Origin of the sequence: Rhizobium sp. BK060 (assembly GCF_014193145.1) — a bacterium.
Classification (GTDB): Bacteria; Pseudomonadota; Alphaproteobacteria; order Rhizobiales; family Rhizobiaceae; genus Rhizobium.
Map to the genome: position 1 here is coordinate 1 of NZ_JACHYW010000029.1, position 25,912 is coordinate 25,912.

Sequence of the window (25,912 nt, forward strand, 5' to 3'; positions counted from 1 at the left end):
GGCAAACAACCCGCGCCTTACTTCAATCCGGCTTATGTGAGGTCGCTCGAGCTCGCCGCGACGACGGATGCGACCTCACATAACCCTCCAGATTCACGTACGGCGCGAATACGGTCATAGATTCGGAATCGTAGTCTATGCAGTGATTTGCTCGTGCTTCATTTTTTCAACTCGTTGCTTCCAGAGAATTTCGAGGTCGTGGAGGTCGATCGCCAAGGTGGGACAGTCGTTATTTCGGCGCGGTCGATTTCGGCCTCGGCAAGCCCCAGTTGCGACCGATCCAGCGGGCGCGTTCACAGCCATTACCTGCGCCGGCTTGCCGATCTGCCTTTCCAGGATCAAGCTGCAGCGATCCGACTTCGTGCCAGGCGTTTTCGTTGTGTCGACAGACAATGCGTAACGCGTATCTTCACCGAACGATTTCCGGAATTGGTTTCCACCAAACCCGTCGAACCAACCGCCTCAGAGCGGCGCAAACAGCGGTCGGGCTTACGGCAGGAGGCGAGCCCGGCGGTCGCTTATCGCAAAAGCTGACCATCTGTGAGCGGCGATACACTTTTGCGAATGGTGAGCGCATCGGTGCATGAAGCCTACCCTGCCCCTCGGATCGTTGGTATCGACGATTGGGCCTGGCGCAAGGGTCAGCGTTACGGCACGATTGTCTGCGATCTGGAACGCAACCGCGTTCTTGATCTGCTTCCCGAACGAAATGCTGATGTCGTAGCCGAATGGCTTGCCCGACATTCCGGCGTAGAAATCATCGCCCGCGACCGTGCTGGCGTTTATGCAGAAGGGGCGCGACGAGGCGCCCCTGATGCCGCTCAGATCGCGGATCGATGGCATCTTCTCGCGAATCTGGGTGAGGCTCTTCGTCTGGCGGTCGGTCGTTATCGCAAAGCTGTCCATCTTGGCAGCGTCGCCGCGATGAATGAGATCGCCGCAGGAAGTCATGAGGCCCGAGAACACCCATCGCAGAAGCAAACATCGCTGCAAAGCTTGCGGCACCAGCGAAAGCGGCAACGTCGTGATCTGTATGAGAAGGTGATGCGCCTGGGTGATGCGGGGATCACCTGTGCGAGGCAGATTGCGCCACAGGTCGGCACGAGTGTGCGGACAATTGAACGGTGACTGGAACCATTCAGCATTGCCTGTGGCGGCGCCTCGGCCTTAGATTTGTTCGAAGCTCTACAAGGATCGCGATATGACTGCGCATCAGACATCCTTCACCGAAGCAATGAGCCTTGATGATCTCGAAGCCTATCTCATGTCCGACAGTTCTCCAGCGGAGAGTATGCTGCTGTCCGATCTAGATGGCTTTTTGACCGGCATCGCCGTCGGGCCGGAGGCAATCCCGCCCGACGAGTGGTTGCCGGTTATCTGGGGCGAGACTACGCCTCAGTTCGACGATGAGAGCCAAGCCCAGGCTGTCCTTGGGGCCATTATGGGCCGGTACGACGAGATCGTCCGGCAAATCGACAACGAGACCGTCGAGCCTATTTTTTGGGAATCCGGCGACACCGTCATCGCCTGGGACTGGGCTGACGGCTTTGTCGAGTCCTTCGCGTTGCGCCAGCGTCACTGGACGAAGATGCTCAAGTCTGAAGCCGCGATGCTGCTCGTTCCCATCATGATGCTCTGTGATCCCGGCAATCTGCCCGATGAACTCGCCACCGAGGAAAAAGAGCAGGTGATTGACGACGCAATTGAGGCCCTGCCGGACACCGTTTTGGCAATTGCGGCCTATTGGCGTATGTCCGAACTCGAGAAGAAGAGCGTCTCTGCTGGCTTGCGCTCGTTTGCCAGTCCCGGCCGAAACGATCCCTGCCCATGTGGATCAGGCAAAAAATTCAAAAAATGCTGTGGAACGGCCTCCTGAACAACCATAGCGAAACCGCAAGCAGGCGAAGACCCCTGACCTGCACCAAATATGCGGAAGAACCCTTGATTGACGCTGAAAGGACAACAGCATGCGGAACTTCGAACAACCGGGGCGCTCGATTGCCGTTGGCCGTAGCGGCATGGCCGCCACCTCCCATCCCATGGCAACCATGACCGCTATCGATATCCTCAAAAGTGGCGGCAAGGCCATCGATGCGGCAGTAGCAGCCTGCGCCGTCCAGTGCGTGGTCGAGGCAGGCTCCACCGGCATTGGCGGCGATTGTTTCGCGTTGCTAGCCCCCAACGGAGGCGACCAGGTGATCGCCTATAACGGGTCTGGTCGCACACCCGCGGCCGTGGATCTCAAATGGTTCAAGGACCAGGGAATTTCCGAGATCGCGCGGTCTTCGCCTCACGCGGTGACCGTTCCCGGCGCTGTCGACGCCTGGACGCGCCTCGTCGCAGATCATGGGCGCATGTCGATGGCCGATATCTTGGCGCCAGCAATCGCGCTTGCGCATGACGGCTATGGCATTACACCGCGCGTTTCCGCTGATATTTCGCATCAGCGCGCCATGCTCGCACTCGACCCGTCGACGCGCCGCATTTTCCTCGACAACGATGAAGTTCCCGCAGTTGGATCCATTCAGCGTCAGCCGCAACTCGCACAGACGTTGTCGGCGATCGGCAGCCACGGCCGGGATGCCTTCTATCGCGGCGATGTCGCCGAAGACATGGTTTCTTATCTTCGCTCGCTCGGCGGTCTGCACACAATCGAGGATTTCGCATCCGCCGCTGGGGAATATGTCACCCCTATCAGCGCAACCTATCGCGGCTGGACGGTTCACGAATGCCCACCAAATGGGCAAGGTATCATTGCATTGATGATCCTCAAGATTCTTGAGCGTTTTGCGCCGTCAGGCGACCCCCTCGATCCCGACAACCTTTATGTTGAAGTCGAGGCGACCCGGCTTGCCTATGCAGCGCGCGAACGTTGGCTTGCAGACGCCGCCTTCTTGAATGTCCCGGCAGATTTTCTTCTGTCGGATGAACTTGCCGACCGTCTTGCCTCGAGCATCAACTTGAAAGAAGCTGGTAATGTCACGGGTGTCGTTGAAGGCGTCGAGCACTCGGACACGGTCTATATCTCGGTGGTCGACAAAGACCGCAATGCCGTCAGCTTTATCAATTCGGTCTTCCATCCCTACGGCAGCGGACTGATGGCACCGAAGTCGGGCGTGCTGTTCCACAACCGCGGCCAGAGTTTCGTGCTGAAGGAGGGGCATCCAAACGCGATTGGCCCGCGCAAGAGGCCGATGCATACGATCATCCCAGGAATGGTCACGCGAAACGGCAAAGCGACCCTCTCGTTCGGTGTTATGGGAGGTCACTATCAAGCTATGGGACATGCTCACTTTCTGTCGAAGCTGTTCGACTTCGGCATGGATATCCAATCGGCGGTCGATCTTCCTCGTCTGTTCCCCCTCCCCGGCACACTAACGATTGAAGCGGAGGAAACAATTCGAACCGCGATTGGCGAAAATCTCAGGGGCCGAGGCCTCAAAGTGGTTCCTCCGAAATCGGCGATTGGCGGCGCGCAGGCGATTTGGATTGACCAAGAGCACGGAACCCTGCTCGGGGCGTCGGACCATCGCAAGGATGGTTGTGCCCTCGGTTACTGATTCAAGAGCATCGGAGAACCATTTGTCGGACTACCCAGAAACCCAACTCTTTATCGATGGCGCTTGGCGGGACGGTTCGAACGATCGCCTGCCGATCGTCAACAGCCACAGGTGAAATCATCGGACCTGTCGCCAATGCCGGCCGCGACGACCTCGATGCCGCACTTGTCGCAGCCGAGTCCGGGTTTGACATCTGGCGTGAGGTCAGCGCTTTCGATCGTGCGAGGGTGTTGCACAAGGCTGCGCAGTTGCTGCGGGACCGGGTTGAGAAGATCGCAACGATCATGACCCTCGAGCAGGGCAAGCCGATCGCCGAAGCCAGGGGCGGAGACGTTGGGAGCAGCCGATATGATCGACTGGTTCGCCGAGGAAGCCCGAAGGGCGTACGGTCGGGTTGCCCCTCCCCGGTTCGCCCCTCCTCAAAGAGCCGGTCGGCCCCGTTGCCGCCTTCAGCCCCTGGAACTTTCCTTTGAACCAGGCCGTTCGTAAAGTTGCGGCAGGTCTTGCTGCAGGCTGCTCGATCATTTTCAAGGGACCGGAGGAGACACCGGCGAGCTGTGCCGAACTTGTCTACGCATTCGCCGATGCCGGACTGCCAACCGGCGCCCTCAACCTCGTTTATGCCACTCCCGCCGATATCTCCAACCACCTCATTGCGCGCCCAATCATTCGCAAGATTACGTTCACCGGTTCGACAGCTGTCGGCAAGCAGCTTGCCGTACTTGCCGGTGTGCATATGAAGCGGATGACGATGGAACTAGGCGGTCATGCCCCAGCAATCGTTTTTGACGATGCCGACGTGGATGTCGCCGTGCGGATCCTGTCCGGCTCGAAATTCCGCAATGCCGGCCAGGTCTGCGTTGCTCCGACTCGCTTCCTCGTCCAGGAGAAGGTCTGTTCTAGGTTCCTCGCCGGCTTCGTGAAAGCGGCAGAGGCCATCAAGGTGGGCAATGGCTTGGACGCAGAGATAACAATGGGCCCCCTTGCCGGCGGAAAGCGCGTCGAAGCCATGGAAGCTCTCACGGCTGACGCCATCTCTCGCGGGGGGGGGGGGGAGGATTGCGACCAGCGGGGAACGGATTGGAAACCAAGGAAATTTCTACAAACCCACGGTCCTCACCGACGTGCCACCCTGCGCCCGCGTCTTGAACGACGAGCCGTTCGGCCCGATTGCTGTCGTCAACGCTTTTTCGACGTATGAATCCCATTTCGGAAGCCAACCGCCTGCCTTATGGCCTTGCGGCCTACGCGTATACCTCGTCGGCAAAGACAGGTGCCGCACTCGGGCGCGACATGCAAAGCGGCATGGTTTCGATCAATCATCACGGTTTGGCGCTGCCGGAGTTGCCGTTCGGTGGCATAAAAGACTCCGGCTATGGGTCAGAAGGCGGGACGGAGGCGATGGAAAGCTTCTTCAACATGAAGCTGGTGACGGAGACCATCTGATCGCTGAGGTTCTAATTGCAGCCGGATGAAGGTTCCGCGGCAGGTCACTTGGTCCGGTAGCCTCGAAGCGGAAATCCAAAGCCGACTGAAAAGAGGAAGTGGCCTTCCCTTTGCAATCGAGCCCCGACGGCGCGGGTCGCTCGAACTCGCAACTATGTAAGACGAATTCCATCAACAGCTGGGTCATAAAACTTGAGTATCCTGTCGTCACTGTCTGCCATATCAGGCCGTGTGGCAAAAAATGTTGCCGACCAGGATTCGGCTGCAATGCAGAATATTTCGCAGAATTGCTGTATCGGTAGCTGGAAGATTCTGGTTCCGCCAATCTGGCGTGGATGAACGGTCAGGCCTTCCTGCGGTGCAAGAAACCGATATCTTTCGATGACATCCTTTTTCTGTTGGTTGGAAACGTCTTCTGAACCTTCGTGCAGGTAGGCGCACCTTAACACATAGAATTCGCCGCCTGGGATGATGATATCATGTTGATCCGAGTAGATTGGCGAGATCCATCGATCGCACCAGCTACTATAGCGTGCGCCCACACCACCAGGTGTTCCTTCGATGTTCGAACACACATCCGGCAGCATCAGCGCCAGTGCAAGCGCCGCGTACCAGTTCGATGTTTCTGCGCTTCTTCGAACACTCTCTACCATCGCCTTCATTCATCTTGCCTCCAAAACGACGCGGGAATCCGCACCACAAAACTGCTACACGCCCCAAGGGGATTAGGGGCAATCGTCGAGCAGAACGAGCCCAAGGCATTTTCGGCAACCCCCAGTCGGATCGCACCAAGCTCTTTCTCAGCCAAATCTTAGGTCATTGAGCAAGTTGAAGACAGATGGATTGCCTATCGTGCCAAAAAGATCGGCTCTTGGCCTGCGATAGCCTCAAGGTTCCCATGGATTGAGAATACGAACGCCGGTCGGCATAAAATCAGCAGCGTTGCGCGTTGCGACCGTCATCCCGTGGATCAGTGCTGTCGCGGCTATTTAAGCGTCGTTGATCGGTTGAGGATCTGGAACATGTAGCCTGGCCGCCATCCTCGCAACGGCACGGTCGACCGCCAGAATCCGACTCTCGAAGGCCGGCAAAACTTGCGTTTCAAGCCAGCCCCTAAAAATTGCACCCTGCTCTGCGCGGCAGCACCAGAAGAACACGCTGAACCTAGATGAGCCGTGACCCTAACGCCGCTGATGCAGACTGATCCAGACTTAGCCGGAAATGCACGGCTGGGCATCCAGGCAATCATGAATCGGATGACAAAAAAGTATCGGTGCGTAGGGGCAAATGTGGTGGAGCGCCCTGTCGCATCCGGCTAAACTTCTTTCATGGTCGCGGGATGGAACCGGGAGAGCTCCACCTGCTTTTAGCCCAGTAACAGAGTGAGGAGACCCTGGGAGGGGTAGTCGTATGAGGGATGTATCAGAGCCCGATCTGGAAGTCGTCCAGATACGTTCCGGCGAGTCCTTCAAGATGTGGTCGCATGGATATCCCTATCATACGGTGCGGTGGCACTTTCATCCCGAATATGAAATCCACCTGATCACCGAAACCTCCGGCTGCTATTTCGTCGGTGACTTCATCGGCGATTTCCAGCCGGGGAATTTTGTGATGACCGGCCCGAACCTGCCGCACAATTGGGTAAGCGAAGTCCTCGACAACCGGCGCATCGAGCAGCGCTGCATGGTTTTGCAGTTCTCCGAGCAATTCATCGATGGCCTGCTTGCCATCCTGCCGGAACTCAAAGGGTTTCGCTCGGTGCTCGCCGACAGCCGTCGGGGCGTCCTCTTCCCTGTCGAGACCGCCGCACTCGCCAAACCGATCATGCAGGAGATGCTGGATGCCACCGGTGCGCGTCGCATCGCGCTTTTCATGCAGCTTGTCGAACTTCTGACGGCTGCCAACAATCGCGTGGCGCTGACCACGTCCGACTATCAGCCCGATCCGTCCGGTTATATGTCGATCGGCACCAACAAGGCCCTGGCATTTATCCGTGAGCGACTAACGGAGCCATTTTCCGAAACCGACCTGGCTGCGATCGCCGGTCAAACGCCGAGTGCGTTCTCCAGGTCGTTTCGCAAACATACCGGCTTCTCGGTGGTTCAGTATGTGAACCGCCTGCGCATCAACCTCGCCTGCCAGCTGTTGATGAGCGGCGAGGACATGCCCGTTATCGATATCTGCTACGCGTCTGGGTTCAACAACCTTTCGAATTTCAACAGACACTTTCTCGCGCAGAAAGGGATGCCGCCCTCCAGGTTTCGAGCCTTGCGGGCACAAAACGAAAAAGCGGTGGAGGCCGCCTAACCAGGGAGGACAGGGAGGAGACAGGACACATTGATGGCAAGTTCGAACGGAGACCGTGGCGGCCTCCGCGAGAGAACGCTTGTCTTCAGATTCATAACATGTGCGCCTCAGCAGCATGGCCGGCGATGGTCTTTGACCGCGGTTCCGACAGAGGCTTTGTGCGCTTTGCACTCAGGCCACCACGCGCCTGAGACGGTCACTGCAACAATCGATCTCTTCAATGGAGAAACCGAAATGACGCAACTCAAAACGAAACTCGCAGGCGCCGCGATCCTGGCCTTCGGCCTTCTCAGCGCAACGTCCGTCTTTGCACAGTCGGCCAAAGTCACCGACGCGACTGTCGCCTTCCTGATGCCCGACCAGAGCTCGACGCGTTACGAAGAGCATGACTTCCCGGGCTTCCAGGCGGAAATGGCCAAGCTCTGCGCCGGCTGCAAGGTGATCTACCAGAATGCCAACGGCGATGCATCCCGTCAGCAACAGCAGTTCAACTCCGCGATCTCGCAAGGGGCCAAGGCGATCATCCTCGACCCGGTTGACTCCACCGCTGCTGCCTCGTTGGTGAAGATGGCACAGAGCCAAGGCGTCAAGGTTATCGCCTATGACCGCCCGATCCCTTCCGCGGCAGCCGACTACTATGTCTCCTTCAACAATGAAGAGATCGGCAAGATGATTGCCGTATCGCTCGTCGAGCATTTGAAAAAGAACAACGTCAAACCAGAAGACGGTGGTCTGCTTGAGATCAACGGCTCTCCGACCGATGCAGCCGCCGGCTTGATCAAGAAGGGTATCCATGCCGGGATCGCCGAGGGTGGATATCGAGTTCTCGCCGAATACGATACGCCGGAGTGGGCGCCGCCGAAGGCACAGCAGTGGGCAAGCGGCCAGATTACCCGCTTCGGCAAGAAGATCATTGGTGTCGTAGCGGCCAATGACGGTACTGGTGGTGCCGCAGTCGCTGCCTTCAAGGCTGCCGGTGTCGATCCGGTCCCGCCAGTGACAGGCAATGACGCGACGATTGCCGGCCTGCAGCTGATCATTGCTGGTGATCAGTACAACACGATTTCCAAGCCGAGTGAGATCGTTGCTGCCGCCGCCGCCAACGTCGCACTGCAACTGCTTTCCGGTGAGACGCCGAAGGCGGATACGAAGCTGTTCGACACACCGACGCAGCTCTTCACGCCGGCGCTTGTGACTGCAGAGAACCTGAAGGGCGAAATCATCGACAAGACCGTCAACGGTAAGCCGATCCAGACGCCTGAACTGCTTTGCGGCGATCGTTACGCCGAGGGTTGCAAGAAGCTTGGTATCGGCAGCTAAGAACTCCTCCCGAGGGTCCTCCGGCGCATGTCGTCGGGGGGCTCATTGCAGGCATCACGAAGTCATACGGAAAGGCTTGCCTCGATGATGGACGACCAACATGACGCGCCCCCGACCGGCGAGCTGGTGCTCAGCCTGCGTGGCGTCTCCAAGAATTTCGGCGCCGTTTCGGCCCTGACGGATATCGATCTCGACGTGCATGCGGGCGAAGTCGTGGCGCTGGTCGGCGACAACGGTGCGGGCAAGTCGACACTTGTCAAAATTCTTGCCGGTGTCCACCAGCCGACATCGGGCACGATCACTTTCGCGGGCAAACCCGTAACGCTCGCTGACCCCAGTACGGCACTTGATCTCGGTATTGCGACGGTTTTCCAGGACCTCGCGCTCTGCGAAAATCTCGATGTCGTGGCCAACATCTTCCTTGGCCGGGAGACCAGTCCGCTAAAGCTCGATGAAGTGTCGATGGAGGTACGCTCCTGGAAGCTCCTGAATGAGCTGTCGGCGCGCATCCCCAGCGTCCGCATTCCGATCGCCTCGCTTTCCGGCGGCCAGCGTCAGACGGTGGCGATTGCGAGATCGCTGCTGTTGGAGCCGAAGCTTATCATGCTCGACGAGCCGACCGCTGCGCTCGGCGTGGCGCAGACGGCGGAGGTCTTGAACCTTATCGAACGGGTCCGCGACCGTGGCCTCGGCGTGATCATGATCAGCCACAATATGGAGGACGTGCGGGCCGTGGCAGACCGCATCGTCGTCCTGCGTCTCGGCCGCAACAATGGAATATTCTATCCCGACGCCACCAATCAGGAACTCGTCAGCGCCATCACAGGAGCCGCCGACAATTCCGTCTCCCGCAGGGCAAGCCGACGCCAGGCGCCGCGCGAGATCACGAACGGAGGAACCCCATGAGCAGCAACGCCAATCAGAGCGCGCCATCCGCACCGTTGCTGGATAGGAGCGACGTTCGCGTCAAGCATGAAACCGGCGTGAGCGGCGCCATCCGGGCCTTTGCCGATCGCGTGAGATCGGGCGATCTAGGCTCGCTGCCGGTCGTCGTCGGCCTAGTTCTCATCTGGACCGTCTTTGCGTCGCTCAATCCCATCTTCCTCTCGGCCAACAACCTCGTCAATTTGCTTTTCGATGCATCGACCGTCGGCGTCATCTCGCTTGGGATCGTCTGCATCTTAATGGTTGGCGAGATCGACCTGTCCGTGGGCTCGATCAGTGGCTTTGCTTCGGCGCTGGTCGGCATGCTCTGGGTCAACGAAGGCTGGCCGGTTGCGCTGGCGATTGTCGCTGCTCTTGCCGCCGGCGGTGTCATCGGTGCGCTTTATGCATTGCTCTTCAACCGCCTCGGAATGCCGAGCTTCGTTTCGACACTGGCTGGTCTTCTGGCGGTTCTCGGCATGCAGCTTTATCTGCTTGGCGCTACCGGTTCGATCAATCTGCCCTACGGCTCTGCAGTGGTGAACTTCGGCCAGCTGTTGGTCATGCCGGACCCGGTTTCCTACGTTCTGGCCGCCATTCCCGGGATCGTGATGTTCGTGACCGATTACCGGACCGTCGTGCGGCGCCGCGAGGCTAGCCTGTCTTCGCAGTCGCTTGGCAGTCTCGTGTTCCGTGCGGTTATTATTACCGTGGTGCTCGAGCTGATCGTCTTTTATCTCAACCAGGACCGCGGCATTCCGTGGATGTTCGGTCTGTTCGTCGGCCTTGTCGTAGCGATGAGCTATGCGCTGACCCGCACAAAGTGGGGCCGCTCGATGACGGCGGTCGGCGGCAATCGCGAGGCCGCGCGCCGCGCCGGCATCAACGTGCGCCTGATCTACACGAGCGCCTTCATGCTCTGCTCGATGCTGGCTGCGCTCGGCGGCGTACTGTCTGCTGCGCGCCTTGCATCGGCAAGCCAGCAGGCTGGCACCGGCGACGTCAACCTGAATGCGATAGCCGCTGCCGTAATCGGTGGCACCAGTCTCTTCGGCGGCCGCGGCAGCGCCTATTCGGCACTGCTTGGCATCATTGTTATCCAGTCGATTGCCAACGGTCTGACGCTGCTCGATCTGTCATCGTCGCTTCGCTACATGATCACCGGCGCCGTTCTTGCCATTGCCGTTATCGTCGACTCCCTTGCACGCCGTTCGCGAGTGTCCCACGGACGCGCGTAAAACCCAGACAAAAGGTAAGGAATGCTATGAGACAGGAACTTTCTGGAAAGGTCGCTGCAATCACCGGCGCGGCCTCGGGGATCGGCCTTGAATGCGCAAAGGCATTGATCAATGAGGGTGTCAACGTCGCCCTCATTGACCGGGCTGAGGATTCATTAAAGCGGATCTGCGCCGAATTGGGGCCACAGGCGCTCCCGCTGGTCGTCGATCTGACAAGCCCGGAAAGTGTTGCGACGATGATGCCGAAGGTCCTGGAGAAGTTCGGCAAGCTCGATATCTTCCACGCCAATGCCGGTGCCTATATTGGCGGAGACGTGGTTGAGGGAGATCCGGATGCCTGGGACCGCATGCTGAACCTCAATATCAATGCCGCCTTCCGTTCCGTTCAGGCCGTGCTGCCGCACATGGTTGAGCGGCAGACCGGCGACATCATCATGACCAGTTCCATTGCGGGTCTCGTTCCCGTCGTTTGGGAGCCGATTTACACCGCCTCCAAATTTGCGGTACAGGCTTTCGTGCACACGGTTCGCCGACAGGTGATGAAGCACGGCATTCGCGTCGGCGCCGTTGCGCCGGGACCCGTTGTCACGGCCCTGATCAGCGATTGGCCGAAGGCGAAGCTCGAAGAAGCCATCGCAGCAGGTGGGCTGATCGAGGCAAGCGAAGTGGCTGATGCCGTCATGTTCATGCTCTCGCGGCCGCGGAATGTGACAATCCGCGACCTCGTCATTCTGCCTCACAACACGGATCTCTAGATATGAGACGTCACTTTCTCGGAATCGATGTCGGTACTGGCAGCGCGCGGACCGGAGTGTTCAGCGAGAGCGGTGATTTGCTATCATCGGCAAAGCACCCGATTGCCATCTGGCATGAAGCTGGTGGCATCGTAGAGCAGTCCAGTGAGGACATCTGGCGGGCAGTGTCGCGCACCGTCCGCCAGGCCGTCAAAGAGGCGGGCATCGATCCGGCCTCCATCGCCGGCATCGGCTTTGACGCGACCTGCTCGCTGGTCGCAGTCTCCGAGGACGGACGCCCGATCAGCATAAACAGTTCCGGCGATCCCGATAGGAACATCATCGTCTGGATGGATCACCGGGCCGTTGCGGAAGCCGACGAGATCAACGCCGGCGAGCACGCCGTTCTGCGCTATGTCGGCGGTCGCATCTCGCCGGAAATGGAAACTCCGAAGCTCCTGTGGCTGAAGCGGCACCTACCCGCGCAATATCACGCTGCATCCCACTTCTTCGACCTTTCCGACTATCTGACCTGGCGTGCGACCGGCAGCTTGTCGCGATCGGTCTGCACAGTGACATGCAAATGGACCTATCTCGCCCATGAAGGGCGCTGGGACGCTGACTACTTTCGCGCCATTGGGCTTGAGGATCTGGCAGGAGATGGTTTCAAGCGGATTGGGACGGAAATTGTCGCGCCGGGAGCCGCGCTTGGCACGGGGCTTTCTCGCCAGGCGGCGGCCGACCTCGGTCTCTTGGTCGGGACACCGGTTGGCGCAGCCCTCATCGATGCGCATGCCGGCGGGATCGGGACACTTGGGGCGGTCGAGAACGAAGCGTTGGGCAGCGCCGAGATCGGCCGTCGCCTGGCCTACATCTTCGGTACTTCGGCATGCTCGATGGCGACCACAGAGCAGCCGACCTTTGTTGACGGCGTCTGGGGTCCGTATTTTTCAGCGATGGTCCCGGGCCTGTGGCTGAACGAGGGTGGACAGTCGGCGGCAGGCGCGGCCATCGACCATCTGGTGACCATGCATCCGGCAGCTGCCGAAATCGAGGCACGCGCCAAGGTCGAGGGTTTGTCGCTCATTGGCTATTTGGAGCGAGCAGCCGCCCGCGCCGGCGACGGCGCCGCTGATCTTGCCGGGGGGATCATTGTGGTGCCGGAATTCCTGGGCAACCGCGCGCCATTTGCCGACCCTGATGCGCGTGCGTTGATTGCCGGGCTTGCGCTTGACGAGGATGAAGCATCGCTTGTTGCGCTTTACGTTGCCGGCCTCGCCGGGCTCGGCTACGGGTTGCGGCAGCTGCTCGACGCATTGGAAGCCAAGGCGATCGATATCGACCTCATCATAGCCAGTGGTGGTGCAGCAAACAGCCCTCTCGTTCTACAGATGATCGCCGATACTACGTCGACGCAGGTTGCCAGCGTGACGAGCCGGGAGCCGGTGCTGCTTGGCGCTGCCATGCTCGGTGCCGTTGCCGGTGGCTGCTACTGCGACATATCAAGCGCGATGGGCGTCATGTCGCGCATTGCAAAGGTCTTCCGGCCTGCCTCGGGTGCGATGAGAGAAAGATATGATCGGCGATATCAGGCCTTCAAGCTGCTGCAGGAAACCGGCCGAAAGCTGCGTGGCATGAACTAGCGAGGCTTTGTGCCCCTGCCCTCCGACAGCGCTGCGTCGAGCGTATTGGCACCCGTAAGTCGCTTGGCTGGTCCTAGTGGTATCGAGATACTGCTGGATCGTTGGAAGCATGCGGGCAAGTTTTATTGCGGCACAGCTCAGTCTGTTTACTTCACGGTGAAATAGGGATATTTTATATCCTTAATAGATGCGGTTCAGCATCGATCCGGACTGAAATGATGATCCTGAAAAGCCAAGTCGAATGGGCGCTACATTGTTGCGCCATACTCGCCGGTCTGCCTGCGGGCCGTTATCTGTCCACCAAGGCGCTGGCCGAGTTCCACGGACTTCCCAAGGAATATCTTTCGAAGGCGTTGCAGAGCCTTTCGCAAGCCGGTCTCGTCGATACGACCCTCGGTCCGTCGGGCGGCTATCGATTGGCAAAGGCACCGGCAGAGCTGACGTTTCTTGATATCGTCGAGGCGGTCGAGGGCAACGCGCGGACCTTTGTTTGCAACAATATCAGAGCCAACAACCCCTGCCGGCCGCTCGGCTACTGTGAAAGCGGTCCCTGCGCCGTGGCGCGCATCATGTGGGAAGCCGACGAAGCGTGGCGCCAGAAACTACGCAGCGTCAGGCTATCCGATCTGATCGAGACGCTGTCCAGGGATATCCCGGCGCAGCTTTGGAAGAGCAGCTTCGAATGGGTGCTAGAGAGAGCCGGATGAGCGCAGTTTGACGTCGCTTGCGCCCGGCAATGCGTAGAGATAGCTCTGGGGCGGCATCGCAAGGGAGAGGCCGCTTTCCCGGCAGTGATTGTGGACAAGGTCGATGACTTCATTCCTCGCTGGCGTCCTGTTTGCCGGACTGGTCACGCGAAACTGCAATTCGGTCTCGATTGCCACAGCGTCGATCCCCTTCAGAGCGACGATCGGCGGCGGGTCTTGGACGATGTATGTGCAGCGTTGCAGGGCGGTTCGCATCGCCTCCTCGACGAGCTGCGGACTGTGGCTTGCCGCAACCCGGATAAGCAGAGTGATCTGATGCGTCTCGTCAGGACGGCTTAGATTGGTAAGGCCCACTTTCGCCAGGGCGCTATTTGGCAGAACGACCACGTTGTGAGCGCCGGTGAGCAGAAATGTGGAGCGCCAGTTATTCTCGATGACACGTCCCTCTGTACCGTCGCTGAGCACGATCCAGTCGCCGATGGCAAAAGGGCGCCCCAATGTCAGTGCGATGCCCGAAAACACATCGCCGAGCGTATTTTGCAGCGCGAGGCCGAAAATGATGGCGACGACGCCGGAGGTTGCCACCAAGGTGCCGATGGGCGCTTTGAAGACGAAGCCCAGGATGGACAAGGCCACCCCGAGATAGACAACGGCAACGATCAGATCCTGCAGCAGTCGCGCCTCCTGCGGCCTTCGCTCCAGAACGATATAGATACGCACGAAGCCGATGAGCGTCCACGCCAGATGTGTCCACCACAGCACCCTGGCTGAGATGGACAGGAATGCCATGAGGCCGGTTGAGTGCGTCTCGTCAACGCGATGCGGCAGAATGCCTGCAAGGGCGAGGACGGCAGTCATGCTAGAGAAAAACAGGATCTGAACGACCAGCCGAGCAGTTGGACGGTCGCGACCCTGGAGATGCCATACGACAATGCCGGCAACTCCGAGAAGATTGATCAGAACAAGCGGCAACGAGAGTTGTTCGTTGAACATGGCAGGCTCCAATCGCGATAGTTGCGGCCTCATGCGGAAGGGCCGCGTGTGCGATCAACACCCGGCCCGCACTGACTTACTTCTTCAGGGGATAAGTCAGTTCCTTCTGGTTGGTGTCAACCACGAAGACCGCAAGCAGCTTTGCAGGCTTTGTCTTGCTGCCGTTTGCGCTGACGCCATGACGATCGCCGGGCATCTCCGAAAAGCTCTCTCCGGCTTTGTAGGTCTTCACCGGCCCATCATTGACCTGGCTACGGATGGAGCCTTCCAGAACCGTTGCGTAGATGAAGGCGGAGTTCGGATGGGTGTGGCCCTCGGAAAACCCGGCTGGACCATATTCGACCAGGACACCCTTAATGCTCTTGCCCGGAACGTTCGGCAGTTCATGCTCATAGACGAGCGTGACCTTGGAAGCCTTGCCGCCGGCGTCATCGGCGACGGCTACGTTGAAAGATACCGCTGCAAGGGCAGCCGTGACAAAAATCGACTTCATCATATCGAGATTCCTTTCAAGGGTTGGGCGCTGCGCTTAAGAGCTATGGCGCAGCGGCGCTCGGTCATTTCCGCGCGGAGGTTGCGAACCATTGCTCGAAGGTGATCCGCCCCAGACGTGGGTTGTTGTCGGAGACCAGCGAACCATCCTCCAGCCGGGCCCCGAAATAACGCGCCTCGGGATCCGGTTCGACCTTGCGGGCATCGCCCATCGCCTTGAGGTAGCGAGCAACGAGTTCATTGAGCCGGAAGCGCTCAGGGCCGGCAATTTCGATCGTTGCGTTGACGGGGGCAGCAAGGGTCACATCTGCCATCGCGTCGGCGACATCATCGGAGGCGATCGGCTGCACATAGGCCGGTGATAGGTGAACTGTGTCGCCGAGCGTGCCGGATTGTGCGATGCCGCTCAAAAACTCCATGAACTGCGTCGAATGAACAATCGTGTACGGAACGCCGGAAGCCTTGATCAACTTTTCCTGGGCGAGCTTGCCGCGAAAGTAGCCACTTTCCTGCAGTCGCTCGGTTCCGACGACCGAAAGCGCTATATGGTGTTTGACGCCAGCAGCCTTTTCAGCCGCAAACAGATTGCGGCCCGAGGTCTCGAAGAATTCCAGCACCGCCTTGTCTTCGAAGGATGGCGAGTTGGCGAGATCGACAACGACCTCGGTGCCAGCAAGTGCCGTGGCCAGCCCCTCCCCGGTGATCGTGTTGACGCCGGTGTTTGGAGAGGCGGCAATCACCTCATGGCCCTGCTTGCTAAGGCGATCAACTGTCTTGGAACCGATAAGGCCGGTCCCGCCGATGATGACGATCTTCATAGGATTTCTCCCTTCAGGGCGGCTGTCGGCCGCGGTGTTGATGGCTTTGAGGTCGTAGGCTTAGTTGAGACCGGCCTTGTCGAGGCCGTAGGCCTTGTCTGCGGAACCGGGGACTGCCTTGAAGGCGATGCTGGCGCGGTTCCAGGCATTGATCACCATGATCGAGAAGGTCAGGTCGGATACTTCCTTCTCCGAGAGCTGGCCGCGGACCCGCTCGTAGAGTTCGTCGGGGATTCCGCCTTCGGGAAGGTTCGTGACGGCTTCGGTCCACGCAAGGGCCGCCCGCTCGCGTGGGATAAAGAGGTTCGATTCACGCCAGATCGCGACGTGATACAGGCGCAGCTCGCTTTCGCCGTGGATCTTGGCCTCTTTGACATGCATGTCGAGGCAGAAGCCGCAGCCATTGATCTGTGAGGCGCGGATGTTGACGAGGTCACGGAGTTTCTGTTCGATGACGCTGTCGTTTAGTCCCATGCTCAGGTCTGAAAGCTTCTTGAAGAATCCGGGTGATTGCTGTGCGTAGTTGAGGCGCTGTGTCATGTCTTTCTCCTTATTAAGGATATCTAGCATCCTTATGGACACACGATATCCGTAATATCTGGACAGTAAAGCTCTTCCGACCTAAACTGCGACATAAGGCTTATGTCGAAACGTATGGGGGGACAGATGGATATCGTATCTGCGCTGAGAGCCTTCCTGCGTGTGGCAGAGACAGGCTCGTTTTCTGCAGCGGCAATCGATCTCGATCTCACACAGCCAGCAGTTTCCCGGCAGGTTTCCGCACTCGAAGGACATCTCAACACGCGCCTGCTGCATCGTAGCACAAATGCGCTTGCCCTGACCGCAGAAGGCGAACAAATGATCGCGATGGCGCTGCGGGTGGTCGAGGCGGTGGACGCCCTCAACGAAGCCTCCTGCGTCGAGACAGCCATGGCGTCCGGCCGGGTGCGGCTTACCCTGCCCGCGCCTCTCGGTCTCTATGTCAGCGAGCGTCTTGCGGGGCTGCTCGAACGCCATCCCGGACTGTCGGTCGAACTCATCTTCCGAGAGGAGCCGTCCGATCTGATCGGCGATGGCATCGATCTCGAAGTGCGGCTCGGCGCAGTATCAGACAGTAGCTTGATGTGCCGGCGGATCGGTTGGACGACGGCCTTCCTCGTCGCAGCACCCTGCTACCTGGAGCAACATGGTATGCCTAGGACGCCGGATGAGATCAGTGGTCATGAATGCATCTGCTACAGCCGCGCCGGAGATGGACGATCGTGGACGTTTTCGGATGGATCGGATGAGATTTCCGTGCGCATCGCACCGCGCCTGATCGCCAACAATGCCGTGGCGGTACATCGCGCGGTGTTGGCCGGGGGCGGTCTTGCGGTGCTTTCGCATCTCCTTGCCTGCGACGACATAGAGGCTGGCAGGCTGGTGAAGCTGATGCCTGAATTCCCTCCCGCGCGCCTGCCAATCCATGTCGTCTACCCCACGCGCAAAAACCTGCCGTTGCGGGTCCGTACTGTCCTCGATTTCCTGGCACAGGCGGTCAGAGAGGATCCATTTATGGGATCGTAGAACACAAAGCTCTGGCGAGAATCTGCGGGCATTTTCATTCTGCAGGCGAATTGGCAGGACGCGCGTACTTTATCTATTTTTAGACCGTAAGGCGTTTCGCCATGCGGCCAAAGTTCTGGATATGGACTACGAAAAGACTGTGCCGGTCCTAGAATCGCTTCGTCAAGCGGCCCGAAGGGCATGGCCGGAGGCAAGGATTCAAGAAGATACTGACGGCCACAACCATTCGGGACTAAATTTCCAGCAGCAGCTATCGATCCGAACAACTGCTCGTTGCGAGCCAACGACAGATCGGATAACGAAAAGTCCGGGCATATTCCGAAAGCCTCCCGTCAGGTCGACACCGAATGTCGCTCGTAAGGGCGGTTGCGATTGCCACGTCTGAGTATGATCGAACGGTCGCTGGCATGGTGTTGAAATCAATCACCTATTTTCTGCCGGCGCGGGGACGAACGGATATTAGGACACAGTGACAGGTTTCGACCGGAGCCGATTGACCGTCGCCAGATCTGCCCGCCGGCAAAGTTGCGGAGGCAATCCTCTCATAATCAGTTCGGCATCGGCAACGGCCATGGAGCCCAGGGCATAGAACGCATCACGCGTTCCGCCGGTGCGATGTGCCGAAAGAAGCATCCCTGGTACAGATCGCACGGGGTCATTTGCGGGAACCGGCTCTTCAGGAAAGACATCGGTAGCGACACGGATGTGACCCGATTCAGCGGCCGCCAACATGGCGGGAAAGTCTACCACCGCGGCGCGGCTCATAAGTAGAAAAGCGGCGCCTCTCTTCATCATCGCGAACTCCCGCCTGCCCAGGAATGATTGGTTTTCGCTCGTCACGCTGGCAAAGACAAAAACCAGTTGGCTGTCGGTCAGCACCTCTTCCATAGAACTCGCAGTGCAGTCCGCATTTGTGATGATCTCCAGAGGAAGCCACGGATCGAAAACCCGAACTGTATTCTTGAACGGCCGGATCAGCTCCCTGAATTGTCGCCCAAGGTCGCCGAACCCGATGATACCCACCGGCGCTCCGGCGAATCTGAAGGTCGTTGCGTTGCCGGCCAAACCATATTGCTCGACCCCTGCCCTGAAATCTCGGTCCGCCTGAGTGATGCCGCGCGCAAGATCCAGCCCCATCGCCAACGCCGCCTCGGCTACCGGTGAGGCGAACGCTGCAGCAGGCGTGATGACCCAAATTCCCCGCTCCACACAAGTCTTGTAATCGATATTCGGCAAGAAGTTGGATTCGACGTTGATAATCGCTTTCAATTTCGGCGCTCGATCCAAGCGCTCCCTTGGCATGTCCGTCTGCCCGAAGATCAGCACTGTGTCTGGCAAAAGCTCGTCTACGAGCTCCGGGGACATCTGTTGTTCCTCAGAAATGACGACCTCCCCTAGCCGCTCCAACCTCGTGCGGACGTCAGGCCCCATGATGAGGCCAAGGGTCCGTGGCAATGGATCGACAATGACTACAGCGCGGCTCATGCTTCCTCCCGACGCATAAAAAAGTGAACGGCATTGAGGGTATGTCGACGGTCCTCTCCTTTCACCGTGATCTGCCGATTGAGGATAGGAGGGACGTTTTTAGTGCTGTTGAGCCGCCAGCCATGTCACACGAGACGCGCCATCAGCAGACGTCTGCTTAGTCTTCTTCGCACCCAAAGAGGCGCAGCCAAAGCTTCCATCATGCCTATGCGAACGACATTGTAAGCTGATTTCAGGCCTTGTTGGTGAGCCATACCGTCGGTGCACCCAGTACGCCCCCCACGCGCATTGCAGCCCTTAACTCCTGAAGCTGACCGAAGGCTTGAGCTGCTTCACTCGTGGCAAACTCGTGGGTGACGGTAACGTCGTTGGGGTTGTCGACGGCTTGATAGACTGCTTCCGCCGTAACTCCATTTGCCTTCTGCACGGACCTAAGATCGTCGTACACCTGGCGCCAGGTCGCGTAGTCCGAGACCTCGTGCCTTACGAACAACGTCGTCATCTCACCCTCCCACTATTGAGTTTACAAGTTGTATGCTGCCTCGTCACCGTATCACAGAAAGGGCGTCCACGCTGGGAGAAGTATCGCGCGCGGCGTTACGCACTTCGTCGATTGCGACAGATGCCATGCGATAAATTCCTCCCTTACCATCAAATCTTGAGTTGCCAGATGCGCGCGGCCGAAATCGTGCGCTCTTCGGCCAGAAGCTGCACCGAGCTTATGCCCGCAAAGCTCGGTAGCCGCTTTGTCCCGGCCCAGCGGCCCTTATCGGCGAACACTTCGATCGAGCCGGCATCGAGAAAGATGCGCACTTGTGACGGTCGCGCGCCCGCCGCGATATAGCGTGGAGAAGCGTTGCCGCTTCGATCAGAAAACAGCACCTCCAATCCGTCTTCGTTGAGCCTTACTCCCAGATCGATGTCGGGATGTCCGAAACGGAGCTCGAACGGCGCCCCGGGTGCCACAAGATCGATCTCGATCTCGATCGCACCGGTTTCCAAGGCTAGTTGTTCGCCGGAAGTAAGACGGCTGGCGTCGAGTGCCAGATGCCGAAGGCTATCGACGCTCTCGATAGGAGGTGTAAGAAGCGCAGAACCGTCCCATAGAACCCGGCGGGGCAGCGTCATGGCCGTTGGAAAGTCCTCCTTTTTCGAGACATCCGTCCAGTTTGCCAACCAGGCGACTCCGACTGGACCGCCATCGTCGACAAAAGCCTGGAATGCGTATGCGTCGGAGCCAAAATCGAGCTCCTGCTCGGTTTCAGGTTTGAAGGTTCGGCCATCGAAGCGGCCGATCGTTACCTTGGTCAAATTGCGGCGGCCTGTTGCCGGATCGCGGCTGGTGAGGAGACCGAAAATCAACGCCCAGCGCGTTTCCGGGGGCTCGATGTCGCCGAGTGGCACGATGCATGGGCATTCCGCCGCCGTCATGCCGTAGCGGTCCTCCCGATGAAGTGTGCCGACAAAAGTCCATCCCTCCGCGCCCCGGGGATCGAGCGTCTCGTAGAGCAGAACTACGCCGCCGGATTTGTCGCGACTGCCGAGCAGCATTTTCCAGTATCCGTCCGGCCCCTTGAATACATATGGATCGCGGAAATCGAGCGTCAGGTCCAACCCCTGCGGCCGCTCCCGCAATACAATCGAGGGTGCTTGCGCGACGAGACCGTCCCCGCTTAAGGCGCAGAGCTGGATCTGCTCCTCCGGTTTGCGGTCGCGCACCTGCTCGGTGAAGAAGACGCGGATGGAACCATCAGGTCCGTTTCCCGGTATGGCTGAGCCGGAGAACGCGCCGCCCCTTCCGTCGTTTCGTTGCGATAGTTGATCTGAGGGAAACAAAAAAATCGGAAGATGCTTCCAACGGATATAGTCATCTGAGACCGCATGCCCCCAGTGCATCGTATTCCAGCGAAGGCTGTGCGGATAATGCTGGTAGAAGAGATGCGCCTTGCCGCCAAAGCGGCCGAAGCCATTCGGGTCGTTCATCCAACCAAAGGGCGGCCTGAAATGATAGCCGTCCAGGAGTGCCGGTGGAGCGTTCTCGGCTGCATGGTGCAGAATGTGAATACCCTCTTTTTGAACGCGCCCTGGGTGGAACGCGTAGATGACCGAGACTGCGGCGTCTAAGGGGCTGTAGCTCAGCTCTACGTTTCCGGCATGGGGCAGTAGCACCTCGTTAAACTGGAACTCTTCCGTCTGCGTCGCGATCACTTGCTTTAGGTCGACGCCGTCGATCCTGACCTTGAGGTCAGCCGCCATGTTTGGTCGACGCGACTTGAGCCAGAGGTGTATCATTGCTCCCGCATCGAGTTCGACGCGCACGGTTTCCCGGACCGAGAGAGTGGACGTTGCCTGGTAAGTCATCAATCAACCTTTCACGGCGGAGCCGACGAACGAGCTCACGAACCACCTTTGGAACGCGAGATAAAGAGCGAGAATGGGGATCATCATCAGGACCGAGGCTGCCATGGCGCGATCCCAATAAATGCTGTCCTGGCCGAAGAAGGTGGCAATCGCGACGGAGATCGGTCGGGCATAATCGGTCTGCGTCACCAGCGTCGGCCAGAGATACTGGTTCCAGCTTTCGATACCCATCAGGATTGATACCGTTGCAAGAGCGGGAAGGCTGAGCGGCAGGTAGATCGAACGGTAGATCCTGAAGATCGACGCTCCGTCGATCTCGGCTGCTTCATAGAGCTCCTTCGGAAGCTGGGCGAAGAACTGGTAGAACAGGAAAATATACAAGGGGCTTGCGACCCAGGGCAGGATCTGGACCGCGAATGTGTCCGTCAATCCTGCGCGCGACATCATCACCACCAGCGGCATGATGATGCTTTCTTGGGGGATGACGTAGAGTGCGACGACGAGTGACAAAAGCACTGCCTTGCCGCGCAGTGAACCCCAAGCGAGGATGAAGCCGGCCATGGAATTGACGACAAGGCCCGACGCGACAGTAACGGCGAGGATCACCAGCGAATTGAAAAGATAGCGGCCATAGGCGAGTTCGCCGGAAAAATGGGCGATCTCGTTGAAGTTGGAGAGCGTTGGATTGGAGACCCAGAAAGCGCGGAAACTACCCATGTCCGCCAAGATCTGGAAGCGGTCGTCCTTGAGGCTCGCGATCAAGAGCATGAAGAGCGGCGAGATCACGATGAGCGCGATGATGAAGATTGCGGCCGTCTGAACGATGCGAAGCGAGATCTTGCCGGAGCGTTCGGCGGGTACGACACGAGGAAGAGCGATATCAGACATCGAAGCGTCTCAAAAGTTGGCGCTGCAGCAGCGCGATTACGAGAACGATGACGAAGAGGATCACCGAGACGGCGGAGGCATAGCCGAGCTTCTGCTGCTCGAATCCGGTCCTCACCATGTAGTGAACGACTGTTTCGGTGCTTCCGCTCGGTCCGCCCTGCGTCAGGATGGCGACCTGTGTGTAGAGCTTGAAGGCCTGGATCGTGGTGATCACAAGCACGAAGACGTGGGTCGGTCGCAAGCCCGGCATCGTAACGTGCCAGAAGCGCTGGAAGACGTTGGCTCCGTCAATCCGTGACGCGTCGTACAGTTCATCAGGAATTCCCTGAAGACCGGCGAGATAGACGATCATCTGGAAGCCGTAGGCCTGCCAGGCCGACAGAAGGACAATAGAGAACATCGCCCACTTGGGATTACCGAGCCAATCGATCGGCTGGATGTGGCCAGCGGACAGAAAGCCGACGATCTGGTTCAGCGGACCGCTCGGATACTGGAACAGCGTACCCCAGATAACGCAAACGACGACCATCGACGTGATGGCGGGAAGAAAGAACATGCCGCGAAGCACGTTGCGGCCGGGAATCTTCTGGTGGAGCAGTAGCGCCGTGGCAAATGCCATGCCGCACTGGACCGGCAGTACCCAGATGGTGAAACGGGTCACGTTCCACAACGAGGTCCAAAACAGCGGGTCGTTGAAGATGCGGACGAAGTTCTGCAGGCCGATGAAGCGCACCGGTGTCGGGCGCGGCACCAGCGGCTGATTGGTCATCGACGTCCAGAACGACAACAGGAACGGTGCAATCAGGAAGCAGGCGAGCAGGATGACTGCTGGCGCAATCATCAGCAGTTCCTGCATGAGCCGGCCGGGATCCCGGCGCCTGCCGACGCGCGGTCGGGTAGAGGCAATTGATTGTTGCAGTGTCATCGTCTCCTCCTCGCAGTCTGTTCTGTCATGACGAGCGCTTTCGGGGCCGGGCTTCCCGGCCCCGTGCTCGGCGCTTATTGCTGGGCGTTGAACGGCGGATAGCCGTCATTGTCGTCGATATCCTCGTCGATCTTCTGAGCGGCCTCAGACAGCGCCTGTTTCACGTCGCCACCATTGAAGGCCTTGTCGACGGCCTGCATGAAGGCGGAGGTAATGGCCGGATAGGCTGGATGCGGCGGCCGGGCGACTGCAGTCTTCGAGGCCTGCTCGAAGGCCACCGCCATTGCACCGCCCGGCGCATAGAGCGGGGAGGATTCGGCGAAGCTCTTCAGGCCGGGAAAGGCCGACTCGTGCTTTGCGTATTCGCGATAATCCTTGTCCTTCAGCAAGAAGCTCAGGAATTTTCCGGCAACATCAGGATGCTCGGAGGTCTTGGTGATCCCCCAGATCCAGGTGCCGTTGGGGCTGACACCCTTGTCGCCGAGCTTCGGCAGCGGCATGACGACGATGTCGTCCTTCATTGCCGCGGCTGCTTCCGCGTAGAACCAGTGCCCGCCAAGCGCCAGAGCAGCCGGACGGCCTTCCGCATAGAACTGGTTGGTGCCAGACGATCCAGGGACCACCCAACCGTTTTTCACCCATGTCTGCATCATCGCAAGCGCGCCGATGCAGGCATCGCTGTCGAGTGTTCCGGTCGCCTTCCAGGTTTTTCGATCGATCAAGTCGCAACCGGCACTTTCAAGCAAGGGCCCGTAGGCATAGGTGATCCATTCGGTCTTGATGCCGTAGCCGCGGAAGGTGTCGATTGGCCACTTCACGCCGTCGAGCTTGGAGAGCTTTTCAAGATAACCTTCGAACTCCTCCTTGGTCCAGGCGTCGTCGACCGACTTCGGAATGCGGGCACCGATGGCTTCCAGGTACTTCTTGTTGCCGTAAAGCACGACGGAGGAGTCGGTGAGGCCAACAGCATAGAGTTCCTTGTCGATGGGATAGGTTCCCTGCGACACGTTTGAGCCCGTCATGTCGTCGATGACGTCCTTATCGATCAGCGACTTGATCGGCTGCAGATAGCCCGACCAGGCATAGTTGGCGAGGAAGGGCGCATCGATTTCCATGATATCAGGCAACTGCTTGGACATGACGGCGGCGCTGAACTTTTCATTGTAGGCGTCGTGTGGCGCATAGATGAATTCGATGTCGACATCCGGATTGGCTGCCTCAAAGCGTTTTGCGACGTCCGCATAGGCCTTGACCCAACCCGGATCGCCCTGGTGCATCATGTGGATGACGGTCTTTGCATCGGCCCAGCCGGTGGACGCGGCAAGCGAGGCCGAGGTCAAAAGCAATGCAGATAGTAAACGTTTACCCATGTTAGTCTCCTCCTTGATGGACATGGTACGACGGCATTTTAAACGGAAGACCGCTCCACGAGTTGGAACGGGAGTTTTCGCAGCTTCGGTTCCCCGGCATGCGGGGCCAGCAGAATCTCGGCGGCAAGCCGACCCATGGCGCGATGCGGCAGCGCCATGGTCGTCAAGGGCGGATCAAGACGCGAGGCTATTTCGACCTGGTTGTCGAAACTTGCTACGGCGACGTCGTCCGGGATTGCAGCGCCTTGGCGACGCAGCGCGGCGTAGACTTCCATGGCAACGCGGTCGTTGCCGCACAATATCGCGTCGGGACGCTCGCCTGCTTCCATCAGCGTTGCCACATGAGACAGGACAAGACTTGGCGCGCGATCACTGTAGATGCTCCGCCGCGCAGCTGGAAGAACGGCAACAGGAGCAAACCCCGCTTCATCCAACGCCCTTCTGAAGCCCTTTTCACGCAACTGCCCTGCCAGGATGCCGGGAAGGTTGACGAAGGCAATGCGGCGGCGTCCGGCAGCAATCAGGTACCTGGTTATTTCTGCCGCTGCCTCCTCCTCATCCGGCACCAGGGACGCCACACGACCTGCAGCCTCTCGGCAATTGATCATGACGCCGACGCTCTTGGAAAGCTCGGGGGCCAGCGCCACTGTCTTGTGATACATGGCGGCGAATGCGATTGCGCGCGGACGGAACCGGCGAACTTCCTCTAGTACTGACGCGACGTCGCGATTTCCGCTGAGGTTCATGGCAAATACGGCCATTTGCGCACTCCGGGCCGCACCGTCGAGGCCGCGAATGATTTCCGTTGCGAAAGGAGACGTGATGAGCTCGTCAGCGATGACGCCAATGAGCGGCAGCCATCCTTGTCGAACACCGCGTGCGGCAAGATTGGTGACATAGCCGAGCTCGTCGGCAATCACCTTGATCCTTGCGCGGGTCTCGTCTGACATCCGAGCCGAGCCGCCATGGAGCGCGCCTGAGACGGTCTTTACAGAGACTCCCGCCCTTTCTGCGATATCAGACAGCGATGTCGTCAATCTTGGCTCCTCCCGTGGGTTATCGGTTACCCAATAATCTTCTTCTCCTGTCTGTGTCAAGGTGCGCCCCATAGGCGCGGCCAATCATTTCACCGTCC

The 25,912-nt window shown here is 58.9% G+C and carries 23 protein-coding genes and 1 pseudogene; 11 read left to right on the forward strand and 13 right to left on the reverse strand.

What is annotated here, in order from left to right:
• Positions 1-489 precede the first annotated feature (489 nt).
• Entirely contained in the window at positions 490-951 is a 462-nt protein-coding gene (locus FHT71_RS31895; protein ID WP_246718089.1) for a hypothetical protein, read from the reverse strand.
• Positions 952-1,234: 283 nt separating this feature from the next.
• On the opposite strand from FHT71_RS31895, the gene FHT71_RS25285 reads away from it, so the two are divergent.
• From FHT71_RS25285 to FHT71_RS25295, 3 genes and pseudogenes are all read left to right on the forward strand, one after another.
• Positions 1,235-1,876 (forward strand): YecA family protein, encoded by a 642-nt coding sequence (locus FHT71_RS25285; protein ID WP_183722526.1) that lies wholly within the window; start codon positions 1,235-1,237, stop codon positions 1,874-1,876.
• A 91-nt stretch (positions 1,877-1,967) separates the two neighbouring features.
• Positions 1,968-3,560, forward strand: coding sequence for a gamma-glutamyltransferase (ggt, locus tag FHT71_RS25290; RefSeq protein ID WP_183722529.1), 1,593 nt, complete (start codon positions 1,968-1,970; stop codon positions 3,558-3,560).
• Positions 3,561-3,582: 22 nt separating this feature from the next.
• Positions 3,583-5,006: pseudogene (locus tag FHT71_RS25295) on the forward strand (NAD-dependent succinate-semialdehyde dehydrogenase).
• A gap of 152 nt (positions 5,007-5,158) precedes the next feature.
• Here FHT71_RS25295 and FHT71_RS25300 read toward each other — a convergent pair.
• The gene (locus tag FHT71_RS25300; protein ID WP_132589642.1) at positions 5,159-5,668 is read right to left on the reverse strand and encodes a hypothetical protein; all 510 of its coding nucleotides are present in this window, start codon (positions 5,666-5,668) and stop codon (positions 5,159-5,161) included.
• Between the two features lie 748 nt (positions 5,669-6,416).
• On the opposite strand from FHT71_RS25300, the gene FHT71_RS25305 reads away from it, so the two are divergent.
• From FHT71_RS25305 to FHT71_RS25335, 7 genes are all read left to right on the forward strand, one after another.
• The gene (locus FHT71_RS25305) at positions 6,417-7,313 is read left to right on the forward strand and encodes a helix-turn-helix domain-containing protein (protein WP_132589638.1); all 897 of its coding nucleotides are present in this window, start codon (positions 6,417-6,419) and stop codon (positions 7,311-7,313) included.
• 234 nt (positions 7,314-7,547) lie between these two features.
• Positions 7,548-8,633 carry a sugar ABC transporter substrate-binding protein gene (locus tag FHT71_RS25310; RefSeq protein WP_183722532.1) on the forward strand — a complete coding sequence of 362 codons (1,086 nt, stop codon included), beginning with the start codon at positions 7,548-7,550 and terminating at the stop codon, positions 8,631-8,633.
• Positions 8,634-8,717: 84 nt separating this feature from the next.
• Positions 8,718-9,539 (forward strand): ATP-binding cassette domain-containing protein, encoded by an 822-nt coding sequence (locus FHT71_RS25315; protein WP_132589634.1) that lies wholly within the window; start codon positions 8,718-8,720, stop codon positions 9,537-9,539.
• On the forward strand, positions 9,536-10,795 hold the full coding sequence (locus tag FHT71_RS25320; protein WP_007798827.1) for an ABC transporter permease: 1,260 nt from the start codon (positions 9,536-9,538) through the stop codon (positions 10,793-10,795). The genes FHT71_RS25315 and FHT71_RS25320 overlap by 4 nt, the downstream gene beginning before the upstream one ends.
• A 26-nt stretch (positions 10,796-10,821) precedes the next feature.
• Positions 10,822-11,550: an SDR family oxidoreductase gene (locus FHT71_RS25325; RefSeq protein ID WP_183722535.1), complete on the forward strand. Its 729-nt coding sequence runs from the start codon at positions 10,822-10,824 to the stop codon at positions 11,548-11,550.
• 2 nt (positions 11,551-11,552) lie between these two features.
• Positions 11,553-13,172, forward strand: a complete 1,620-nt coding sequence (locus tag FHT71_RS25330) for an FGGY-family carbohydrate kinase (RefSeq protein ID WP_183722538.1) — start codon at positions 11,553-11,555, stop codon at positions 13,170-13,172.
• 218 nt (positions 13,173-13,390) lie between these two features.
• A complete protein-coding gene (locus FHT71_RS25335; RefSeq protein ID WP_132589781.1) occupies positions 13,391-13,879 on the forward strand; it encodes an Rrf2 family transcriptional regulator in 489 nt (162 codons plus the stop codon).
• On the opposite strand, the gene FHT71_RS25340 is transcribed toward FHT71_RS25335, so the two are convergent.
• The 4 genes from FHT71_RS25340 to FHT71_RS25355 all read right to left on the reverse strand — a co-directional run bounded on the left by FHT71_RS25340 (position 13,862) and on the right by FHT71_RS25355 (position 16,722).
• Positions 13,862-14,872, reverse strand: coding sequence for a mechanosensitive ion channel family protein (locus FHT71_RS25340; RefSeq protein ID WP_183722541.1), 1,011 nt, complete (start codon positions 14,870-14,872; stop codon positions 13,862-13,864). The genes FHT71_RS25335 and FHT71_RS25340 overlap by 18 nt on opposite strands.
• A gap of 76 nt (positions 14,873-14,948) precedes the next feature.
• Positions 14,949-15,368, reverse strand: coding sequence for a cupin domain-containing protein (locus tag FHT71_RS25345; RefSeq protein ID WP_132589626.1), 420 nt, complete (start codon positions 15,366-15,368; stop codon positions 14,949-14,951).
• Between the two features lie 61 nt (positions 15,369-15,429).
• Positions 15,430-16,182 carry an SDR family oxidoreductase gene (locus tag FHT71_RS25350; RefSeq protein ID WP_183722544.1) on the reverse strand — a complete coding sequence of 251 codons (753 nt, stop codon included), beginning with the start codon at positions 16,180-16,182 and terminating at the stop codon, positions 15,430-15,432.
• A gap of 60 nt (positions 16,183-16,242) precedes the next feature.
• On the reverse strand, positions 16,243-16,722 hold the full coding sequence (locus FHT71_RS25355; protein WP_183722547.1) for a carboxymuconolactone decarboxylase family protein: 480 nt from the start codon (positions 16,720-16,722) through the stop codon (positions 16,243-16,245).
• A 126-nt stretch (positions 16,723-16,848) separates the two neighbouring features.
• Here FHT71_RS25355 and FHT71_RS25360 point away from each other — a divergent pair, with 126 nt between their 5' ends.
• A complete protein-coding gene (locus FHT71_RS25360) occupies positions 16,849-17,748 on the forward strand; it encodes a LysR family transcriptional regulator (protein WP_132589620.1) in 900 nt (299 codons plus the stop codon).
• 459 nt (positions 17,749-18,207) lie between these two features.
• Here FHT71_RS25360 and FHT71_RS25365 read toward each other — a convergent pair whose 3' ends face one another.
• The 7 genes from FHT71_RS25365 to FHT71_RS25395 all read right to left on the reverse strand — a co-directional run bounded on the left by FHT71_RS25365 (position 18,208) and on the right by FHT71_RS25395 (position 25,814).
• Positions 18,208-19,233 carry a hydroxyacid dehydrogenase gene (locus FHT71_RS25365; RefSeq protein ID WP_132589618.1) on the reverse strand — a complete coding sequence of 342 codons (1,026 nt, stop codon included), beginning with the start codon at positions 19,231-19,233 and terminating at the stop codon, positions 18,208-18,210.
• Positions 19,234-19,465: 232 nt separating this feature from the next.
• Positions 19,466-19,735, reverse strand: coding sequence for a cyclase (locus FHT71_RS25370; RefSeq protein WP_183722550.1), 270 nt, complete (start codon positions 19,733-19,735; stop codon positions 19,466-19,468).
• 149 nt (positions 19,736-19,884) lie between these two features.
• A complete protein-coding gene (locus FHT71_RS25375) occupies positions 19,885-21,594 on the reverse strand; it encodes a glycoside hydrolase family 32 protein (RefSeq protein WP_132589614.1) in 1,710 nt (569 codons plus the stop codon).
• 3 nt (positions 21,595-21,597) lie between these two features.
• The gene (locus FHT71_RS25380; RefSeq protein WP_183722552.1) at positions 21,598-22,482 is read right to left on the reverse strand and encodes a carbohydrate ABC transporter permease; all 885 of its coding nucleotides are present in this window, start codon (positions 22,480-22,482) and stop codon (positions 21,598-21,600) included.
• Positions 22,475-23,407, reverse strand: a complete 933-nt coding sequence (locus FHT71_RS25385) for a sugar ABC transporter permease (RefSeq protein ID WP_132589610.1) — start codon at positions 23,405-23,407, stop codon at positions 22,475-22,477. Before FHT71_RS25385 ends, FHT71_RS25380 begins: the two co-directional genes overlap by 8 nt.
• Before the next feature lie 74 nt (positions 23,408-23,481).
• Positions 23,482-24,777 (reverse strand): sugar ABC transporter substrate-binding protein, encoded by a 1,296-nt coding sequence (locus tag FHT71_RS25390; RefSeq protein ID WP_183722554.1) that lies wholly within the window; start codon positions 24,775-24,777, stop codon positions 23,482-23,484.
• A 38-nt stretch (positions 24,778-24,815) separates the two neighbouring features.
• Entirely contained in the window at positions 24,816-25,814 is a 999-nt protein-coding gene (locus tag FHT71_RS25395) for a LacI family DNA-binding transcriptional regulator (protein ID WP_132589606.1), read from the reverse strand.
• Between the last annotated feature and the right edge of the window lie 98 nt (positions 25,815-25,912).

Excerpts from the sequence above, each read along its gene's own strand:
- FHT71_RS31895 (WP_246718089.1), bottom strand. The coding sequence starts at position 951 with ATGACTTCCTGCGGCGATCTCATTCATCGCGGCGACGCTGCCAAGATG.
- FHT71_RS25285 (WP_183722526.1), top strand. The coding sequence starts at position 1,235 with ATGAGCCTTGATGATCTCGAAGCCTATCTCATGTCCGACAGTTCTCCA.
- ggt (WP_183722529.1), top strand. The coding sequence starts at position 1,968 with ATGCGGAACTTCGAACAACCGGGGCGCTCGATTGCCGTTGGCCGTAGC.
- FHT71_RS25300 (WP_132589642.1), bottom strand. The coding sequence starts at position 5,668 with ATGAAGGCGATGGTAGAGAGTGTTCGAAGAAGCGCAGAAACATCGAAC.
- FHT71_RS25305 (WP_132589638.1), top strand. The coding sequence starts at position 6,417 with ATGAGGGATGTATCAGAGCCCGATCTGGAAGTCGTCCAGATACGTTCC.
- FHT71_RS25310 (WP_183722532.1), top strand. The coding sequence starts at position 7,548 with ATGACGCAACTCAAAACGAAACTCGCAGGCGCCGCGATCCTGGCCTTC.
- FHT71_RS25315 (WP_132589634.1), top strand. The coding sequence starts at position 8,718 with ATGATGGACGACCAACATGACGCGCCCCCGACCGGCGAGCTGGTGCTC.
- FHT71_RS25320 (WP_007798827.1), top strand. The coding sequence starts at position 9,536 with ATGAGCAGCAACGCCAATCAGAGCGCGCCATCCGCACCGTTGCTGGAT.
- FHT71_RS25325 (WP_183722535.1), top strand. The coding sequence starts at position 10,822 with ATGAGACAGGAACTTTCTGGAAAGGTCGCTGCAATCACCGGCGCGGCC.
- FHT71_RS25330 (WP_183722538.1), top strand. The coding sequence starts at position 11,553 with ATGAGACGTCACTTTCTCGGAATCGATGTCGGTACTGGCAGCGCGCGG.
- FHT71_RS25335 (WP_132589781.1), top strand. The coding sequence starts at position 13,391 with ATGATCCTGAAAAGCCAAGTCGAATGGGCGCTACATTGTTGCGCCATA.
- FHT71_RS25340 (WP_183722541.1), bottom strand. The coding sequence starts at position 14,872 with ATGTTCAACGAACAACTCTCGTTGCCGCTTGTTCTGATCAATCTTCTC.
- FHT71_RS25345 (WP_132589626.1), bottom strand. The coding sequence starts at position 15,368 with ATGATGAAGTCGATTTTTGTCACGGCTGCCCTTGCAGCGGTATCTTTC.
- FHT71_RS25350 (WP_183722544.1), bottom strand. The coding sequence starts at position 16,182 with ATGAAGATCGTCATCATCGGCGGGACCGGCCTTATCGGTTCCAAGACA.
- FHT71_RS25355 (WP_183722547.1), bottom strand. The coding sequence starts at position 16,722 with ATGACACAGCGCCTCAACTACGCACAGCAATCACCCGGATTCTTCAAG.
- FHT71_RS25360 (WP_132589620.1), top strand. The coding sequence starts at position 16,849 with ATGGATATCGTATCTGCGCTGAGAGCCTTCCTGCGTGTGGCAGAGACA.
- FHT71_RS25365 (WP_132589618.1), bottom strand. The coding sequence starts at position 19,233 with ATGAGCCGCGCTGTAGTCATTGTCGATCCATTGCCACGGACCCTTGGC.
- FHT71_RS25370 (WP_183722550.1), bottom strand. The coding sequence starts at position 19,735 with ATGACGACGTTGTTCGTAAGGCACGAGGTCTCGGACTACGCGACCTGG.
- FHT71_RS25375 (WP_132589614.1), bottom strand. The coding sequence starts at position 21,594 with ATGACTTACCAGGCAACGTCCACTCTCTCGGTCCGGGAAACCGTGCGC.
- FHT71_RS25380 (WP_183722552.1), bottom strand. The coding sequence starts at position 22,482 with ATGTCTGATATCGCTCTTCCTCGTGTCGTACCCGCCGAACGCTCCGGC.
- FHT71_RS25385 (WP_132589610.1), bottom strand. The coding sequence starts at position 23,407 with ATGACACTGCAACAATCAATTGCCTCTACCCGACCGCGCGTCGGCAGG.
- FHT71_RS25390 (WP_183722554.1), bottom strand. The coding sequence starts at position 24,777 with ATGGGTAAACGTTTACTATCTGCATTGCTTTTGACCTCGGCCTCGCTT.